We start from the raw sequence: 18174 nt of genomic DNA, 5'->3' as shown, positions 1-18174 counted from the left end.
TTCATTATCAAAACTAATACAAGGGAGATGGAACTTTATAATGAAGACTATTTATGACGATTGGGATACATGGCAACGTCTTATGTCCATGTTAGAACATCAATTTGGTTCAAATTGCGAAATAATCCTTCATGATCTGACAAAAGATTATAATCATACTATTGTCGATATAAGAAACGGACATATTACCGGCAGAAATATAGGAGACTGCGGAAGTAATCTCGGCCTGGAAGTCCTTCGCGGCACCGTACAAGAAGGGGACCGTTACAATTATGTTGTATACACAAGAGACGGCAAGATCCTGCGTTCCTCTACTATGTTTATCAAAAATGATGAAGGTAATGTTATTGGCTGCTTATGCATCAATCTCGACATCACCGAAACTGTACGATTAGAAGAATTTTTAAAGCGATACAATAGCTATGAGATAGAAGAGGATACTGACCAAAGTATTCTTCCCACTTCACAAAAGCCTGCCGCGGCAAATATCTTACCTTCTGATTCCCCTTCCGATTCAGAAGTATTTGCAAATAATATTACAGAAGTCCTGGAATTTTTAATTACTCAAGCCGACAACCGAGCCGGAAAACCTGTAGATGAGCTTTCACGAGAAGAAAAGATTGAATTTGTCAGATATTTAGATCAAAAGGGTGCTTTTTTAGTGACCAAATCTAGCGAACGGATTTGTGAACATTTAAAGATATCACGATTTACGCTTTATAATTACCTAGATCTTATCAGGAAAGAGTCAAACACGGAAACAACTAATGAAGAATAAATTTTTCTCCATCTCTAGCATTTAAGCAAAGGAGGCTTTCTCAATGAAACTGTCAGATATACGCACATTTAAGCAACAAATGGATTCCGATTGCGTCATTGGTATCTTTTCCAAAACCAACGATGGTTCATTTATCGAAAGTTCTGGAAAAAGCGGAATCGACTTTTGTATACTCGATATGGAACATGGCCCGGTCAGTTATGAACACCTTCCCAATCTGATCCGTGCGTGCGAATGTACAGATACGCTGCCCATCGTACGTGTAGCCGATAACTGCGAAGAATATATAAGCAAAGCTTTGGATTTAGGCGCTGCCGGGATCCAGATCCCACAGATAAATAATAAAACAGCAGCAGAAAAAGCCATACAATATGCCAAATTTTATCCCCAGGGAAATAGAGGCGTATGCAGATACGTAAGAGCAGCAGAATACTCTTCTCTTGAAAAATCTCAATATTTCAAAGAAGCAAATAAAGCAATGATCATCCTGCAAATAGAAGGAATCGAGGGAATCCAAAATTTGGATGAAATATTATCCGTCCCCGGGATCGATATTATTTTCATCGGACCTTATGATTTATCTCAATCACTTGGACTGCCTGGAAATGTACATCATCCAAATGTGATCGAGCAAATGAAACTCATTGTTGAAAAAGCCAAAAACGCTAATGTTGCTGTCGGCACTTTTGTTGATACATCAAAAGACGCGCTCTACTGGAAATCTCTAGGCGTAAAATATATCGCTAACTCTGTCGATGTAGGTATTTTTTATTCCGCATGCAGGGATATCGTAACCTCAATCAAAATCAGTTAAGATCGTTACAGAAAAAAGCGCTGAAAACAGACATGTTTTCAGCGTTTTTTTCTGTAATGTCGCTGCATAGGAGAGGAGAACGCGGATCATATTTCTCTATGTTTTCTTTGACCGTTATCGGACTAGAATTCGCATAACAGTATTTACATCCATTTAAACACGTATTATAAGCTCCTATATCTATACTTTCTATGCATCCGCACACCGCTCTCTGCCCCTTATCCTTTTTCGCAGAGAGCCATGTCAACAACTATACTGTTCTGTTAATCTTTGAACCTCCTGTCTCATCTGTTCCACCACTTCATCGGGCCCGATGATCTTGACGTTCTTTCCAAGCGAAAACACCCACCCCAGGAACTGCCTGCTGACATGGACATGTACATTGACAGTAAAATATTCTTCATCTGCCGGTATCAACATAACCTCTTTGCCAAACCTATCGATGATAACTCCTGCCAGCGCATTAGCCACCAGAAGTTTTACAGTCTGCTCTTTTCCGCCGAACATGCCAAAACTTTTCTTGGCATAATCCGCCATATCTAATTTTTTAAAATGTTCTCTGCCTTCCCTTGCTTCGTCTGACATCCTGATATGGAGCATCTTATCCACCCGGTAATGTTTAATCTTCTCTGCCTCTGTATCATATCCGACCAGATAATAATTTTCATCATCCCAGGAAAGTCCCCACGGACTGATATGATACCATGCCCCGCCATGCCTAAGTTCCATTTCCTTTTTTACATTCCACTGATAATACTGGAATTTTATCTTCTTATTCTCCGATATAGCATTATGGATCGCGTCCACTATATAATAGATACTTTCATTCATCGTCTTGATCCTGCCGGATACATACACCTGTCTCTGCAGCTTCTGCGCGTCATACTTACTGACAAGCTTTTCCAGCTTTTTGATCAAGGCATTCGTTTTCTTTTCTGTGATGAATTTAGAAGACTGGATCGCATCCACCAGAAGTTTTAGTTCCGGCAATTCAAACAGGCGGCTCACTACATGATAATGATAACGGTTTCCGACAGACTCCCCTTCTACTTCTACCCCCAGAGCTTGCAAATCTCGCAGATCCGCATAAATACTCTTTCGGTCTGCTGTCACATCATATTCCTCCAAAGCCGCCTTAATTTCCGGCATCGTGATATAATGTTCATCATCTGTATTTTCCTGCATGATCTGTGCCAACCGATATAACTTAAATTTCTGATTTGTTCCCTTGGGCATCGTGTTTGACTCCCTTCATCTTCTCGTATATTCATTCTGTAGGGACAGTATCTTCTTCAGGTACTCTACTTCACAAAAATCTTTTGCATTTTTCCGAAACTCCCTTTCTCACATTATACTTTACATAAAATTCAAATACAAGAAATGTATGAGTTAAGAGCTACATCTATGTATACTCCTCTATGCACGTGCTGACATTTCGGACATATATGGAAGGAAACGTGATCGCTCGGCTGCTTTATGCCAATTGTAGATCCTGTCCGTCCTTGAAACTCTTTTTACAAACTTTGCAAAGAATCCCTGATGTTGTAACCAATACCACTTTTGCATACGCAGTATCTGCAATTTTATCATACAGGCGGCCGGCGCTCATCGATTCACCGATGACTGTATAGGAACTATTCGCCACATATCCAATCTTTCCAAGCCCGTCATACATCACTTTAATCGCTTCTTTATCATACTTATTGTCCGGTTCTTTCTCCAATTTAATTTTCATTCCTTTTTTCAGAAAATCAGCTCCGTAATAGTATTTCGTTCCTGTCAGTGTGATAAATACTTTTCTCATCTTGTTTCTCCTTTCGTTTCTACAATCTCACGCACCCGAACCTTCTCAGATAATTCCAGATCTTTCTCAACTCACAATCTTATCGATCGTTCATATAATCATAGTAATCCGCTTCGCTGGCAAATAAGATATATCTGCCCTCTACCAGTCCCATGTAACCATCTCCTGTATGAAATCCCTTCATTATGATCTCCTCCATTTTTCAAAAAATTATGCTCTGTTTTCTTTGATGGTTACATTCTAAATCTATAGGTGGGGTATAAAAATCCCTTCTTTTACACAAACAATCCCTTTAATTACATTTTTAAACAAAAATTCAGTCAATCTGTCACTTTCCATTTCAACAAAAATGTTGGTTATTTTTTGCAACTTTACATAAATACATAGATTAAAAAAGAACAGCGCCCATATTTAGACCGCTGTCCTTATAAGATATTATTAATTTGATTTTCGTTTTCTTCTATATATACTAAATGCTCCGACACCAGAAATAGCCAGTAACACGATCCAAACCGTCATATTAGCATGATCCCCCGTTGCTACACTTCCCGCAGCTTCGGTTTTATTATCGCCCGGTGTATTTGCTGTATTCTGCCCATTTGGTTTGTTTGGTTTATCCGGATCATTTGGAACTGTCGACGTACCTTTTTCTTTTACAGTAACTTTGATCGTCTTCGTCACAGAAACACCATTACTGTCTGTCACCTGGTATGTTACTTTATAACCCCCGGATCTGCTTGTGTCCACCTCATTCTCCACAATTTCTATTGCTGACGTAAGATCTCCGTCTTCTGCGTCTTTTGCCGATACGCCTTCCAACGGTTTAAACGTATCTCCCACCGCAAGAGTCTTATCTTCCGCGTAAATTACCGGAGCACGGTTTGCAACATAAGTTAAAATATTTTTATTTTCTTCACTTCGACCGATATGTAATGTCGCAGGCATATAAGAACTTACGATAAAATGGTGATGCTCGTCTGCATATGCCGCACCTTGCTCGCCTCCTGCTTCATCTAAAAAGGCAACCAACGGTGTCCCTTTTGTGTCTGGAAGTTGTTCGACATCTTGGCTCATACTTTCTATAGCAACCGGATATTCTTCACTGATTCCCGTATATGCATTTGCCATAGTAAGAACTGCTGTTCCATTCCTGTCACTTTCCAAACCTACTGTATTCTCTTTATCAATCTGTACTTGATCATAAACCTTTACTGTTGCAATGGAAGTAATGCAAACCGCTTCACCAAGCCATTCCTTCCATTGCTCTCTATTATTGTTGCAGGTATTCCCTTCGATCACCGTACTGCCTTTTATTTCTGTCACGCCTTGATTTGCATAGATACCGCCGCCGGAACCACTTGCATGATTTCCTTTTATGACACAATCTTGAAGCACAAGTGTATCTTCACCATTCATCATGATCGCCCCGCCGTGCCCGACATTCCATTGATAATCCGATTCAGGAGAAACCCGATTATTCTCAAAGGTCACAGCTTCTACACGCACATTTCCAGTTCCTTCGATTCTTAATGCGCCTCCATACACGTTTTGATTATATTTCCCGCCTTGGTTGTTTGAAATACTTCCTCCCTTAATGGTAACATCGCTGTCTTTTGTCCAGATTCCGGCTCCTCCCTGGGTATTGTTTCCGCATGCAGTGTTATGATCAATTACAACATAATTTAAATTTACTGTACTTTTTTCTGCATAAATTCCGCCTCCACTGCTTTGTGCAGAATTATATTCCGTACCGAAATCTTTTGTTCCATTATTTGAAATGCTTATTTTTGCATTCTCTTTTCCCAAAATATCAACCTTGGCATACTTTGCATAGATACCGCCGCCGTCACAAGCATATTTTCCTACGTTTGTGATACTGTTATCATCAATTTTTCCGCCCGTCATCTCAAAGGAAGCTTTTCCATTTAAAGAACCATAGACATACACTCCGGCGCCAACCATACCATCATTACTTTGGATCGCTCCTCCTGTCATTTTAAAAGAACTGTTTTCTCCATATACAAAAACCCCGGCGCCATAATGTACATTATCTTTGGGTTTAGCGATCACTCCATTATCATGGATATTTCCATTGTTCATAACAAAAGATGCCCCATTATGAACTTGAACGGCAGCTCCTGCAACAGCATTTGAGCCTACATTATAATTACCGGTGATCTCGCCGCCATCCATGACAAAGCTTGCTTTGGCGCCATCAAGTACAACGGCAGCATTTCTGCTGTCTGCCCTCGATGTTGTATCATAAACCGTCCAACCTGATATAGATGCCTGCTCTGACATCCGCATTTGACCTTGGCAATATATCAAACCTTTTACGCCATATCTTCCATTAAAAAAGCCATCTGAAGTATTGGCTTTCAAACTGCCGTCTAGCGAAAATATCCCATTTTCACTCACTTCAACAAAATTTGCATGAGCTAATGTACCTTTTCCTTGGTCATACTGGTCTGCTTCTATTACATAATTTCCCTGCAATGTTAATCGCCCATTGTCACCAACATAAAATTCTCCCACGTCAGATGTTGACGGACGCACGATTATCGCGTCTGTTCCTGCCAAAGTAATTTCTACGCCGGCCGGAATCGTAATTCTTTCATCTGACGAACTCTTTACGATCCTTCCACTGATTGAAATCGTCGTATCGACAGAGGCTCCTTCAATCGCCGTTTTCAAATCGCCCCAAGAAGCAGCCGTATTTACTTTTGCAGAATATGCAACAGGCGGATTCTGAGCCTTTTCCTCCGTTCCAATCGCTTCAGATTTCAAAGCCTCTGCTTTTTCTTCACTGCTCTCTTGTGTCACATCCTGCTCTTCCGGATCTGTTTCTCCGCCCTCTTGTGTCACATCATACTCTTCTGTTTTTTCTCCACTGCTCTCTTGTGTCACATCATATTGAAGATGAGAATCCGTTGTTTCTTCGGCAAATACAATCTGCGGCATCAAACTTAACGCCATAGTCAGCGTAAGAAATCCCGCAGTTACCCCTTTGACCAGCCTCATGGTTATCCCTCCCGTATTTTTCGCTTTTTCTACGTCTATTATACTGCATTGCTATAAGCAAGACAACAAACCCCTTTTTCTGTCATCTTATAACCTTTTCTGTCATCTTATAGCCTTTTTCTATCATATCATTGCTCTCTTTAAAAATTCATTTCCTCTATTCTTTTGATTTCCAATGGAAAACCGTCATTCGCCACAGCTTGTGTTAAAAACATCCTAATTGCTGTAGTTGTATCTGTACCAAGATCCTCAGATTTTCATTCGTATTTCGATATGGTATAATACGTTCAGAAATAATTGTCTGTCAGAATAACCGGAAACAAATGACTGAATGTTTTCATTCCAAGGACTTTGTCCAACAGATTTACGATTTCAATTACAGAAGCTGATGTATTTAAGCCCCGTAAAAAAGCTAATATAAAACTAGTTTCTGTAAAATGTATCATACTGATAAAATCCAAGCAAATATGCAGACGATGTGGAACTCGTACCCCTTATCTCATTGCACAAGAACTTGGTATTCAAATAATGGAATGTCCTTTCATCAAGCAGCGAGGAATTTACAAATATAAAGCAATATCATTTAAAAAATAACCCGTCAACTCTCTAGCAATGAGGTTTAAGGAGGCAGCAAAATGTTTAAAAAGTTAATAAAAATAGTATGCCTATTTATTATGTTAGTAACTATTTTGGGGGGATGTAAAAGTCAAAATGTGTCGTTACAAAAGGACATATTTTCATATTTAGATGAAAATATGCAGGAAAAAACTTGTGTAAAAATATCTGATTTTACACAGTTTGAATGGGATACCTTACTGATTTTTAGATATCCTATTACCCAAAAAGAGATTGAAGAAGCAATAGGGGTGCGATATGAAGGTTCCCTTGATTTAACTTCAGGAATGATTTTTGTTTTAAACAATGAAGTGGTGTATGATGAAATATTCAAAAATGCTTATACAGCACTAACGCCATTGCTAATTTATCCATATGAAGATATCAATTATTCAAAAAAATATGCTGCTTTTTCTCCCGATACAGCAATTTTTGAATGTGAAAAAGTTACAAGTGGTGAGATGTATGGATATAGACTTTATCCATGTAAAATGAATTGAAGTTGCAATCATAAGCCTCCCGCCACGTAAGATGATGGGAATGGATTCCTGCTGTATGATCACCTCTGCTATACTCTTGTAGAAAGCCAAAAAGCAGAATGGTTCATATAGATAGGATTTAAGCAAAAAATCCTCATGACCATGAGGAAAAGTAAAAAATATGCGGTAAGATTAAATTTAGAATTCCATTTTATATAACTGATTTTCTATTATAACCGTCCGCTTCCTCTCAGTTTTTTAAACCCTGCTCGGCTCGAGATTCCTTCCTTTGCAAGTGCAGTCAGTTCCGTATAATCTTCTTTGGATCTTACCATTTTGTTTGCTTCATGATTTTTCGCTCTCCTTTCCGTCTGAAAATAAAAAACACCGCATTTCTATGCTGCTTTTTGTCTAATATAATTTTATATCTACTACTCAAAAAATACCCTTGTTATATTTGAATTGCCCATAAAGCATCAACCCCAATCCGACAATAACCGCTGGCAGAATGATAAAGCCCATAATTTCTCCGCTCCAAAACGAAGCGATAAAACCTAACACAAGAGATATTCCTATAATCAGTGTTCCGATTCCAATCGTTTTTCCATACTTTGGTATATCTTCTTCTTTTACTTTTCGCCTGTTGTAAGAATGAATTGTGCTAATATTTCCTTTTATATTTACAATTCCTATAACAGATATGAATACTCCTAAAATCAATAACATTCCCCGCCTTGTCCATCCGGCAGCTCCGCTTTCTTCTTTTCCCGGTCAAAAACAAAGTCCTGTTTCATTTCCGGCGGTCTGCCCCGGCTTTTATGGCTGATATCTTTTACGGAGCCATCTGCCAGATTTTCTTCTGTCAGGCCGTCTCTTGTCATTTTGGGCACGACCGTATCTTTTCCTGCAAATTCTTTTCCTGCAAAATATATTCTCCTTTCCATCGAGAAAAACAAAAAAGCCATTTACATTTTTACAGTAAATGACTTTTCCTTTATTTTGTTATCTCGATTTTATTTCATTTTGTTTTCGTAGTCTTGAAGTTCATGAAATATGTTATCTATGAACACCATATTTTCTTCGATTCTATAGAGCATAAAATATCGATGTCTTAAAAAATTCATTCTATGATAACCTAACGCTCTAAGTCTTTGGTTCTCACATAAAGACAAACTTCCTGCAACATTTTTCAAGCAATTTAATGTATCTTCAAAATCATCAAGAATATTTCTGGCTGCTTGTTCATTTTTCTTTTCAAAGAGAAGATATTGAATAAATCTATCGAAATCTTCTTCTGCATCTGATGTAACAACAACCTTATAATCCATATTTTCCCCTCAGTTCTGAAACAGCCACTTCCGCTGATTTGTAATTTCCTTTTGCTGCTGACTCTCTGGATTTCTCCAGTTTTTCTAAAATCTCTTCTTCCGTCATAGGACTATATGGACTTCGTACTATTCTTTTAATTTCAAATGGAAAACCATTATTTGCCACAGCTTGCGTTAAAAACATCCGAATCGCTGTAGTTGTATCTGTTCCAAGATCTTTAAAAAGCTGATCGGATTTCGTTTTTAACTCATCATCGACTCGAATTTGTATTGTACTTGACATATTTCACACCTCCGTTTTTCTTTATTATAATGCCTAATCACTTCTAATTCAATGCATTTGTAATGATTTGACACTTATATTGATTTTTATATCACATTTTGACTAATGAATCCTCCCTTCCTTTTCCCTTTGCTCCACTTCTTCTGGCTTTGTTGTCATGAGAGAATATAACTTTAGGGACTTATCAAACTTTTCCTTAAACGGAATGATTGTTGTCCCATAAAAGAGAAGCCCTTCTCCTTCCCCAGAATTCGTAACATAAGACAACTGATACGGTGAGATATTTAATTGTTTTGCCAGGATCTGCCGGTCACCTGCAGCCTGATTTAACATTAAAATAAAATCACTATTTTCAAAAATATTTTCGATTTCCCGGCTGGAAAGGATGTCCTTTATATTCTGCGTGATTCCAGTCGGAATTCCTCCCCACTTCCTAAACTTCTTGAAGATCTCTACCGAATAAGCTGCGGTCTGCTCTTCTTTCAGAAGGAGATGGCATTCATCAATATAGTACCAAGTAGATTTTCTTTCCAAGTTCCTTGATATCAAAGCTGTAACAATCCTTTGTGCCTGGGATTCCTTCTGTTTTCGGAGACAGTCATACAAATCTCCAGGAATCGGCATATTTTCTGGTTTGGGATCAGAAAAATAATTCTGATATACAAGCGGAAGGCAGCGGATTGATATAATCCTTACTGTCTACCACGATCAGATTATTGCTGGTAGCATTCAATCCATAATACAAAGAATCACCGCCCATGAATAATTCCTGTGTGGTAAATGGTACGAAAATAGCTGTACTGGTCGTTGTCAACGCTCTCTTAATAGGAATATGATTTACACCAAGCGAAAGACTGCTCATAAGTCCTTCTTCCTGCTGATAATCCAGACGCTTTAAGTCCCTATGCTCGATTTTGTAAGAGAAGCATTTGAAATTGAAAAGCAGAAACAGAAAGATCTGGGCATTCACTGTGAAGTTACAATTGGCGGATACACAGATTTTATTTTCATCAACCGTTTTGGACAGGCACAGCACCAAGAGACACTTAATAAAGCAAAAGAGAAACAGGACTTAGAAAATTCAATCTTTCAGACAGCAGGTATCGCACAGAAATATAACTGTATGTCGCTCTGCTTTTTATAGTGGCTATCCACTCGTGCCCGCATTTTCCTTTCCATACAACCTTTTTATGAGAACCTATTGAAACCTCGCTCGGCTTCAGTGTTGCTAAATCGTTAATTCCTTTCACTACTCTTGCTCCCGAACATATCGGGCATTTTTCTCCGTTTGAACGAGCCTTAACGCTTGTCTGCCATTCGTGACCACAAACACCTTTCCACCAAACTCTTTTATTTGAACCAAAGGTTACCTTATCAGGTGTCAGCGGTAGGTTCTTATCTGACCATTCTCTAATAAGCTCCGGATGTACTTCTGACAAAAGATTACGCATAGCAAATCCTCTCCTTCCTTTGGCTTTATTATATGAAGAAAAGGATATTTCCCCAAGTTTGCGAATATGTGAATAAAAAAGCTCTTTGAGAAAGGGTGTTCCTCTCTCAAAGAGCAATTCCACAAACTGGAAATTATTGTTTTCTATATGTGAATATAATTCCAATTACAGAACTTATAAAAACGAATGGCGCCAATCTTACAAACAAAAATTCAAAGCCATGTAATAGAGTACCTACAATTGCCAACTCCGGGTCATTAAAATTCCAAGTCAAATATTCACTATTGATACCTGCAAGAGCAATAAATACTATTATAATGATCGCACACACTATAATGAGCAGACAACGAATTGTTGGAGCTCTCATCTCAATTCTTTTTGCAAGCTGAAGATTGATCACTTCGAGTTTTTCAGAAATATTCTTTAAACTTCCTTCATTCAAACTTTCTTCCTGTACAGTTTCTCCGAGCAAAATACTTACAGAAGTATCCAACTCTTCTGCTAATGAGACAAGCAAACTTGAATCAGGAACCGATAATCCTTTTTCCCATTTCGATACTGTTTGCCTTACTACATTTAGCTTTATAGCCAGCTCTTCTTGTGAAAGCCCTTTTGCTTTTCGCAGATTTCTAATATTTTCATTTAACATAACCTGTGCCTCCTTTGTTTTGATACATCTATTAAATATCAAAACAGTCGTTGCCACAAGCAACGCAAACTAACATCTGTAATTATAGCATAAAATCTAGACGCTTACATGTTTTCAATCTCTCTGTAAAGCTGGAAATTGCATTGCATCAGTCTTTTACTCTATAATTAGATACAGCAATTTCACTTGGACTTTTTTATAGCCAAGTTGTAATTGCTATCATAGTGCAGTCCAAGCTCTCTGCACATTCTATCGTTCACTTTATTTAATGCTTTCTTATATTCTGCATACTGCGGTGACAGAACCATCATGTTAGGAATGAATATATCATTATATCCTTTATCCTGAAACTCTTTCTGCATTTTTCTCTGTGCGACAAACGAGGGATGGTATTTCATGATACCAGTTTTCATTTCAGCACCCTTCCATACCATTTTTTTTAATCTTTCGTATTCGCTTTCACTCATATCACGATAATGGGCTATCATCTCATCAGCAGTTCTTGTTTCTTGAATAATCCCGCCTGCCAGCTTCACTCCTATTCCCATAATAAAAGGAATTTTCAATGTAGTTTCATCACAATACTCTAATATATTCCTTAGAGCTTGCTTCTGCTCCGGCGTTCTTATTCTTATATGAAGAAATGGTTTAAAGTGACTTTTTAAGTAAATGCCCCAATCTTTTCCCGGCAGCAAAGACTCAATTGCATTTTCAACAGTCTGGTAATCAAGCAACTCATTTGCTTTATCTGCATTACCATCATCAATAAATTCTCTCAAAGCTTCAAGTTCTGATTCTTGTAAAGCCTTTTCCCTCAGTTTTTCTTGGTAAATACGAAGAAGAATGCTTTTATCTCCACTTTCCAAAAGACTTTGTATATCTTTAATACCAATACCAAGCTTTCTATATACTGAAATCTTTTTTAAAGTTTCAACATCTTGTACAGAATAGTTGCGGTAACCGTTGCTATCTTTCTCTACTGATAACAAACCTTTTTCTTCATAATACTTAACTGCACGCTTTGTCATTCCGACTTCATTTATAATCTCGTTCAATAGCATCGGGAACACCTCCTTTTGGTGATAGTATAAGAGTGTACGCTGCGTACAGGTCAAGAGATTTTCGTACTTTTTCAATTTTCTTATTCAAACTGCAATTTTATGCTAACAGCTAAGACTCATCTTTTATTTTCCAGATATATCATTCTTTAATGAGTCTACAATACTTTATAAATTCATTTAGAAAAATGCTTCGGATTAAGATACTTAATGTCTGTATTAATCACCTCAAATCTTTGCGTTACTAAATGTTATATGATACTAATCATCTTCTGAAAAAGTATTAATCTTCGAACGATACATCTTATTTACATCTGCATTAGATTTTAAAATTACCACAAAATCAGAAAGAGCATTAGGATTTATAGAACCATCTTTCAAATATGCATTAGGTTCTTCGTCCCAAGACAAAAGATAAACATTAACTTGGTAGAGTCCTTGGGGAACTTCTAATATAATTGCTTCTTCTTCTGAAACAGTTTTGTTTATATATTCTATTCCTGACAAGATAATTTTACCGTTTGCATTAAATAAATATGGCTCCGATTGCACACAAATATATCGTTGTTCTCTTTCTGTCAAGTCTCTATCTATTTTTAATGTAAAAGAGCGACAACCATCTTCAAATATGTATATTGGTACAAAATAATTTTTAGATATTTGTTTCTTTATATCATCATTTTCACAAAAAAATAGTTCCCATTTACCATAGTCATCAATTTCTTTATAGGTGTCATAGTCCCAAAGTGCCCACATACCACTACCTGTTGCTAACTCTTTTTTGCATACATTTACATTATTATTAGACTTCTTAAATTTATCAAATAATCCCATATTCAGCGCTCCTTTCCAAATTCTTATTTATCGTTATATATATATCTTCATTATATCTATTCTTCCCAACCACTACAATGAAAATATAATCTGCAACTTATAGTTCTCTTTCTAAAAATGGGCAATCCTTTGTAGGACTGCCCATTTTTTCTGCTAATTATGCAATTTTTTCAGCTCTGCATCGTTTCCTGCATCAAATGATGTAAGTTTGATGTAAATTGCTGTTTTTTATGAAATTCACCAAATGAAGTACATCCCGTTTTATCAGGCAAAACGGTACATCCTTATATCAAATTAGTACAGCTTTGCACCTGCCGGAATCTTATCATCCAGGATCAGAACATTGAGTCCTTCTCTTCCCTCTACAAGATGTGTAGCGGAGATGATCATACCGCAGGAATCGATTCCCATCATCTTACGTGGCGGAAGGTTTGTGATTGCAAGCAATGTCTTTCCGACCAATTCTTCCGGCTCATAGTAATCGTGAATCCCGCTTAGAATCACACGATCTGCGCCACTTCCGTCGTCTAATACGAACTTCAGAAGCTTTTTAGATTTTGGAACTGCTTCACATTCTTTTACCTTTACAGCACGGAAATCTGACTTGCTGAATGTCTCAAAGTCAACCATATCTTCGAACAAAGGCTCTACTTCTACGTTGGAGAAATCGATCTCAGCCTTCGCCGGTGCAGCTGCTTCTTCTGCCGGAACAATTACCTTTGCAGCTACCGGAGCAGACTGTGCGGCGTTGTTTGCTTCGTTCTTTGCAGCGCCCTGTGACTTCATTGTCGGGAATAACAATACATCTCGAATTGCCTCTGCTCCTGTCAGCAGCATACACATTCTGTCAATACCATATCCAATACCGCCTGTTGGTGGCATACCGATCTCCAACGCATTCATAAAGTCTTCATCTGTTGTATTTGCTTCTTCGTCTCCCTGTGCGAGAAGTTCTTCCTGTGCACGGAAACGTTCTCTCTGATCGATCGGATCATTAAGCTCTGAGTAAGCATTTGCCATCTCCCAACCATTCATAAAGAACTCAAATCGTTCTACATATTCCGGATTCTCTGGTTTCTTCTTTGTAAGAGGGGAGATCTCAATTGGATGATCCATTACAAATGTAGGCTGGATCAAATGTTCCTCTGCAAATTCTTCAAAGAATAATGCAAGAATATCACCTTTTTTATGACGTTCTTCATATTCTACATGATGCTCTTTTGCAAGAGCTCTTGCTTCTTTCAATGTATGAACTTCGTTCCAGTCAACACCTGCGTATTTTTTCACGGCATCTATCATTGTGATACGCTCAAATGGTTTTCCAAGATCAATCTCAACACCTTTATATACAATCTGCGTTGTTCCAAGAACTTCTTGTGCAACATAACGATATAAATTCTCCGTTAAATCCATCATACCATGATAGTCTGTATATGCCTGGTAAAGTTCCATCAATGTAAACTCTGGATTGTGTCTTGTATCCAGACCTTCATTACGGAATACTCGACCAATTTCATATACGCGCTCCAGGCCTCCAACGATCAGTCTTTTCAGATACAGTTCCAAGGAAATTCTCAGTTTAAGGTCTTCGTTTAACGCATTAAAATGAGTCTCAAATGGTCTTGCCGCCGCACCGCCTGCATTCGCTACAAGCATCGGTGTCTCAACTTCCATAAATCCCTGTCCATCCAGATAGGTACGGATTGCTCTTAAAATCTTGGAACGTTTTACAAATGTATCTTTCACATCTGGATTCATGATAAGATCCACATATCTCTGGCGATACCGCAAATCTGTATTTGTCAGGCCATGATATTTTTCAGGAAGAATCTGCAAACTTTTTGAGAGCAGCGTAACAGCAGATGCATGGATAGAAATTTCTCCCGTTTTCGTCTTAAATACTTCGCCCACGATCCCGATCATGTCACCTACATCCATTTTTTTGAACTCTTTATAGTTTTCTTCTCCTACACTGTCCCTTGCCACATAGGATTGGATGTTTCCCTGCAGATCCTGAACATTACAAAAAGAGGCCTTTCCCATGACACGTTTCGACATCATACGCCCCGCAATAGAAACTTTTTTCCCTTCCAATTCTTCGTAATGCTCTTTTATCTCCTTACTGTGATGTGTCTGCTCATATTTGGTAATGGCAAACGGATCCTTTCCGCTCGCTTGTATCTCTGCCAGTTTTTCCCGGCGTACCTTTCTTAACTCGTTCAGATCTGGTTCCTGTACATGATTATTCTGCTGTTTGGACACTGCTTTTCTCCTTTCTTTATAAGCGAATTCAGACCCCTTATTACAGGGGTCTGGATTCAAAACATTATTTACATGGATCGGCTGATATCCAGGACCTTATACTGGATAACTCCCGCCTGTGTCTCCACGTCTACTATCTCTCCGACTTTCTTTCCGAGAAGTGCCTGTCCGACAGGAGATTCATTGGAAATCTTTCCCTCCAGACTGTTTGCTTCTGTGGATCCCACAATTTTGAATTCCATTTCTTCATCATACGTAATGTCGAATACTTTTACCTTACACCCTACGTTGATCTTGTCAAAATCAACCTCATCCTCAACAACGACTTCTGCATTTTTCAGGATGCCTTCGAGTTCCTCGATACGAGCCTCTATATCTCTTTGCTCGTCCTTTGCAGCATCATATTCCGCATTTTCAGATAAGTCGCCCTGCTCTCTCGCCTCTTTGATTTTCTGTGCAACTTCTTTTCGTTTGACTACTTTCAGATTTTCAAGCTCATCCTCCAGAGCCTTCAATCCAGCATAAGTCAGCAGTCTTTTCTTTGCCTCTGCCATGATTCTTTCTGCTTCCTTTCTTTCCCGTGTTTTTTATTCTATATTGATTTAAGCTTTTCTCTTCCATGTATTTTTCAGAAGAGACACCATTCTTTTCAATTATATTTCACAATTTCAATATTATACCCAATACCTATAATGATGTCAAGAGATTTTCCAGTTCTTCATAAGACTCCACTGTATTGATCTTCTCACGCAATTTTGCTGCTCCATGAAGTCCTTTCGTATACCATGCTACATGCTTTCTCATCTCGCGTATGCCGATATACGCCCCCTTACACTGTATCTGGAGAGAGGCATGCCGCAGCATGGTGTTCTTCACCTCCTGGATATCCGGCCTGGCGGGAATCTCTCCTGTCTTTTCATAAGCAGTCAATTCTGAAAATATCCAGGGATTACCCTGTGCGCCTCTTGCGATCATCACACCGTCGCATCCTGTCATCTTCTGCATTTTGACTGCTTTTTCCGCCGATGTCACATCCCCATTTCCGATGACCGGTATCTGCACCGCTTCTTTCACCTTCCGTATGATCTCCCAATCTGCTTTCCCACTGTAATACTGTTCCCTTGTCCGCCCATGGACTGCCACTGCGCAGGCGCCTGCCTCTTCTGCGATCTTTGCGATCTCGACCGCATTGACGTGTTCCTCGTCAAAGCCCTTCCTGATCTTCACCGTAACCGGTTTTTGGATTGCTTTCACAACTGCATTTACAAGTTCATATACCCGTTTCGGTTGTTTCATAAGAGCCGAACCTTCCCCGTTTTTTACTATCTTGGGTACAGGACATCCCATATTGATATCTAAGATTGAAAAAGGACGATCCTCGATCTGTTTTGCCATCTCACTGACGATTTTTGGATCAGAGCCAAACAGCTGCAGGGAAACCGGCATTTCTTTCGGATCGATAGCAAGCAGGCTTTCTGTATTTTTATTTTGGTACAAAATCCCTTTGGCGCTGATCATCTCCATACACATAAGCCCTGCTCCCTGCTCTTTGCACAACAAGCGAAATGGCAGGTCGGTCACGCCTGCCATGGGTCCCAATATATAACAGTTATCCAGTTTTACATTTCCTATCGTACATTGTCTCATCTTACATTATCCCAATATTTTTTATTTTTATTATAGATCAGACGCAGACCATTCAGAGTAAGCTGCGGATCATACGTATCAATACTGTCCGTAGATTCCGCTATGATCTTTCCCAGTCCCCCTGTTGCAATAACGGCGATTTTCTCGTAGGGCGCCTCCTGTTTGATCTTCCGGATGATATACTCTGTCTGCCCGATCGCGCCGTACACAAGTCCTGCCTGCATACTGCTGATCGTTTCCTTTGCCAGAATCGACTTCGGTTTCTTGATCTCCACTGCCGGGAGCATAGCCGTTCCGCCCCACAGGGAGCGTCCCGCTGTTTCTATACCGGGTGCCGTGATACCCGCTTCAAATGTTCCATCCGGTCCGATCAGATCATAGGTCGTAGCTGTACCAAAATCTACGACGATCACTGCCCCTTTTGCGCTCTCATATCCTGCTACCGCATCTACGATACGATCCGGTCCAATCTCTTTTGGGTTTTCCGTCACGATACGTATGCCTGTCTTGATCCCGGCAGAAACGATCAACGGTCTTACATGCAGATATTTGATAATGCCGCTTATCAGAGAATGCATGATATCCGGCACCACTGACGCTATGATCACCGCTTTAATATCTTTAGGCGAAATATCTCTGTGCTCTAATATGCCACAGATGGTAAAGCCATATTCATCGGATGTACGTGCCTGTTTTGTTGTCATCCGGAATGTTCCGATCAACTCTTCTTCCTCGAATACGCCCATTGTCACGTTTGTATTTCCCACATCAATCGTCAGAAGCATCTTTTTCCTCCTCAAACTCTTCTCCCAAATAAAAAATCTTAAAAAACAATTCTAATGATTCAAACAATTCTCTCTTTGTCTTCTGCAGTTCCTTTATTTTAAGCACACTTCCGATCTCATCAAAAGTAAAATCCTCTTCCCGATGTTCTACTTTCAATTCCAGATTGCCTTCTTCGTCAAATACAAGCATAAGAACGCCGCCCACATCCTCTGTATAGAGCACGCACATGATCTGCAGTTCCTGTCTGATCCCTTCCGGCAGTGCGTTAAACTCCGGATTTAAATAAAATTTTTGTTCATACGCGCTCGCCGCGCATAATACGATTTCTTCTTCCATATGTTCCCTTTCCCGTACGAGATATCAAA

Annotated in this window: 19 protein-coding genes and 4 pseudogenes; 3 read left to right on the top strand and 20 right to left on the bottom strand. The window is 39.1% G+C overall.

What is annotated here, in order from left to right:
* Positions 1 to 40 precede the first annotated feature (40 nt).
* Together WKT01_RS06165 and WKT01_RS06160 are read left to right on the top strand one after the other, a co-directional pair.
* Entirely contained in the window at positions 41 to 778 is a 738-nt protein-coding gene (locus tag WKT01_RS06165) for a helix-turn-helix transcriptional regulator (RefSeq protein WP_270395891.1), read from the top strand.
* A gap of 43 nt (positions 779 to 821) precedes the next feature.
* A complete protein-coding gene (locus tag WKT01_RS06160; RefSeq protein WP_059066600.1) occupies positions 822 to 1592 on the top strand; it encodes an HpcH/HpaI aldolase family protein in 771 nt (256 codons plus the stop codon).
* Here WKT01_RS06160 and WKT01_RS06155 read toward each other — a convergent pair.
* The 6 genes and pseudogenes from WKT01_RS06155 to WKT01_RS13745 form a co-directional block, all read right to left on the bottom strand.
* Positions 1585 to 1797 carry a DUF1848 family protein gene (locus WKT01_RS06155; RefSeq protein ID WP_408606313.1) on the bottom strand — a complete coding sequence of 71 codons (213 nt, stop codon included), beginning with the start codon at positions 1795 to 1797 and terminating at the stop codon, positions 1585 to 1587. The genes WKT01_RS06160 and WKT01_RS06155 overlap by 8 nt on opposite strands.
* Before the next feature lie 38 nt (positions 1798 to 1835).
* Positions 1836 to 2828: a helix-turn-helix transcriptional regulator gene (locus tag WKT01_RS06150; RefSeq protein ID WP_270395893.1), complete on the bottom strand. Its 993-nt coding sequence runs from the start codon at positions 2826 to 2828 to the stop codon at positions 1836 to 1838.
* A 238-nt stretch (positions 2829 to 3066) separates the two neighbouring features.
* Positions 3067 to 3396: an HIRAN domain-containing protein gene (locus WKT01_RS06145; protein WP_059066597.1), complete on the bottom strand. Its 330-nt coding sequence runs from the start codon at positions 3394 to 3396 to the stop codon at positions 3067 to 3069.
* A 438-nt stretch (positions 3397 to 3834) separates the two neighbouring features.
* Entirely contained in the window at positions 3835 to 6417 is a 2583-nt protein-coding gene (locus tag WKT01_RS06140) for an immunoglobulin-like domain-containing protein (RefSeq protein ID WP_340311630.1), read from the bottom strand.
* A 161-nt stretch (positions 6418 to 6578) separates the two neighbouring features.
* A pseudogene (locus WKT01_RS06135) lies at positions 6579 to 6668 on the bottom strand (type II toxin-antitoxin system RelB/DinJ family antitoxin); the annotation flags it as partial.
* A 45-nt stretch (positions 6669 to 6713) separates the two neighbouring features.
* Positions 6714 to 6860: pseudogene (locus tag WKT01_RS13745) on the bottom strand (IS30 family transposase); the annotation flags it as partial.
* 192 nt (positions 6861 to 7052) lie between these two features.
* Here WKT01_RS13745 and WKT01_RS06130 point away from each other — a divergent pair.
* Positions 7053 to 7532, top strand: a complete 480-nt coding sequence (locus WKT01_RS06130; protein ID WP_117975735.1) for a hypothetical protein — start codon at positions 7053 to 7055, stop codon at positions 7530 to 7532.
* Positions 7533 to 7946: 414 nt separating this feature from the next.
* Here WKT01_RS06130 and WKT01_RS06125 read toward each other — a convergent pair whose 3' ends face one another.
* The 14 genes and pseudogenes from WKT01_RS06125 to WKT01_RS06055 all read right to left on the bottom strand — a co-directional run bounded on the left by WKT01_RS06125 (position 7947) and on the right by WKT01_RS06055 (position 18145).
* Positions 7947 to 8237 carry a hypothetical protein gene (locus WKT01_RS06125; RefSeq protein ID WP_117975734.1) on the bottom strand — a complete coding sequence of 97 codons (291 nt, stop codon included), beginning with the start codon at positions 8235 to 8237 and terminating at the stop codon, positions 7947 to 7949.
* The gene (locus tag WKT01_RS06120) at positions 8228 to 8455 is read right to left on the bottom strand and encodes a hypothetical protein (protein WP_147337205.1); all 228 of its coding nucleotides are present in this window, start codon (positions 8453 to 8455) and stop codon (positions 8228 to 8230) included. The genes WKT01_RS06125 and WKT01_RS06120 overlap by 10 nt, the downstream gene beginning before the upstream one ends.
* Positions 8456 to 8524: 69 nt before the next feature.
* Positions 8525 to 8839: a type II toxin-antitoxin system RelE/ParE family toxin gene (locus tag WKT01_RS06115; protein WP_117975732.1), complete on the bottom strand. Its 315-nt coding sequence runs from the start codon at positions 8837 to 8839 to the stop codon at positions 8525 to 8527.
* A complete protein-coding gene (locus tag WKT01_RS06110; RefSeq protein WP_117975731.1) occupies positions 8829 to 9122 on the bottom strand; it encodes a type II toxin-antitoxin system RelB/DinJ family antitoxin in 294 nt (97 codons plus the stop codon). Before WKT01_RS06110 ends, WKT01_RS06115 begins: the two co-directional genes overlap by 11 nt.
* A gap of 102 nt (positions 9123 to 9224) precedes the next feature.
* Positions 9225 to 10020 (bottom strand): annotated as a pseudogene (locus WKT01_RS06105) (TraG/VirB4 family ATPase); the annotation flags it as partial.
* A gap of 241 nt (positions 10021 to 10261) precedes the next feature.
* A pseudogene (locus WKT01_RS06095) lies at positions 10262 to 10573 on the bottom strand (zinc-ribbon domain-containing protein); the annotation flags it as partial.
* 133 nt (positions 10574 to 10706) lie between these two features.
* Complete coding sequence (locus WKT01_RS06090; protein ID WP_059066575.1) at positions 10707 to 11222, bottom strand: helix-turn-helix domain-containing protein; 516 nt, start codon at positions 11220 to 11222, stop codon at positions 10707 to 10709.
* A gap of 182 nt (positions 11223 to 11404) precedes the next feature.
* Positions 11405 to 12283: a MerR family transcriptional regulator gene (locus WKT01_RS06085; RefSeq protein ID WP_059066574.1), complete on the bottom strand. Its 879-nt coding sequence runs from the start codon at positions 12281 to 12283 to the stop codon at positions 11405 to 11407.
* Between the two features lie 258 nt (positions 12284 to 12541).
* The gene (locus WKT01_RS06080; RefSeq protein ID WP_059066573.1) at positions 12542 to 13114 is read right to left on the bottom strand and encodes a hypothetical protein; all 573 of its coding nucleotides are present in this window, start codon (positions 13112 to 13114) and stop codon (positions 12542 to 12544) included.
* 294 nt (positions 13115 to 13408) lie between these two features.
* Entirely contained in the window at positions 13409 to 15376 is a 1968-nt protein-coding gene (gene lysS, locus WKT01_RS06075) for a lysine--tRNA ligase (protein ID WP_340311629.1), read from the bottom strand.
* A gap of 68 nt (positions 15377 to 15444) precedes the next feature.
* Positions 15445 to 15930, bottom strand: a complete 486-nt coding sequence (gene greA, locus WKT01_RS06070; protein ID WP_059066571.1) for a transcription elongation factor GreA — start codon at positions 15928 to 15930, stop codon at positions 15445 to 15447.
* A 133-nt stretch (positions 15931 to 16063) separates the two neighbouring features.
* Positions 16064 to 17023: a tRNA dihydrouridine synthase DusB gene (gene dusB / locus WKT01_RS06065; RefSeq protein WP_059066570.1), complete on the bottom strand. Its 960-nt coding sequence runs from the start codon at positions 17021 to 17023 to the stop codon at positions 16064 to 16066.
* Positions 17020 to 17808: a type III pantothenate kinase gene (locus WKT01_RS06060; protein ID WP_340311628.1), complete on the bottom strand. Its 789-nt coding sequence runs from the start codon at positions 17806 to 17808 to the stop codon at positions 17020 to 17022. Before WKT01_RS06060 ends, dusB begins: the two co-directional genes overlap by 4 nt.
* Positions 17792 to 18145: a DUF6145 family protein gene (locus tag WKT01_RS06055; RefSeq protein ID WP_117975778.1), complete on the bottom strand. Its 354-nt coding sequence runs from the start codon at positions 18143 to 18145 to the stop codon at positions 17792 to 17794. Before WKT01_RS06055 ends, WKT01_RS06060 begins: the two co-directional genes overlap by 17 nt.
* Between the last annotated feature and the right edge of the window lie 29 nt (positions 18146 to 18174).

It is taken from the genome of Mediterraneibacter sp. ICN-202921 (assembly GCF_037890075.1).
Lineage (GTDB): Bacteria > Bacillota > Clostridia > Lachnospirales > Lachnospiraceae > Mediterraneibacter > Mediterraneibacter massiliensis.
Note: the sequence above shows the minus strand (reverse complement) of the source record. Positions and strands in the feature narration are given on the sequence as shown.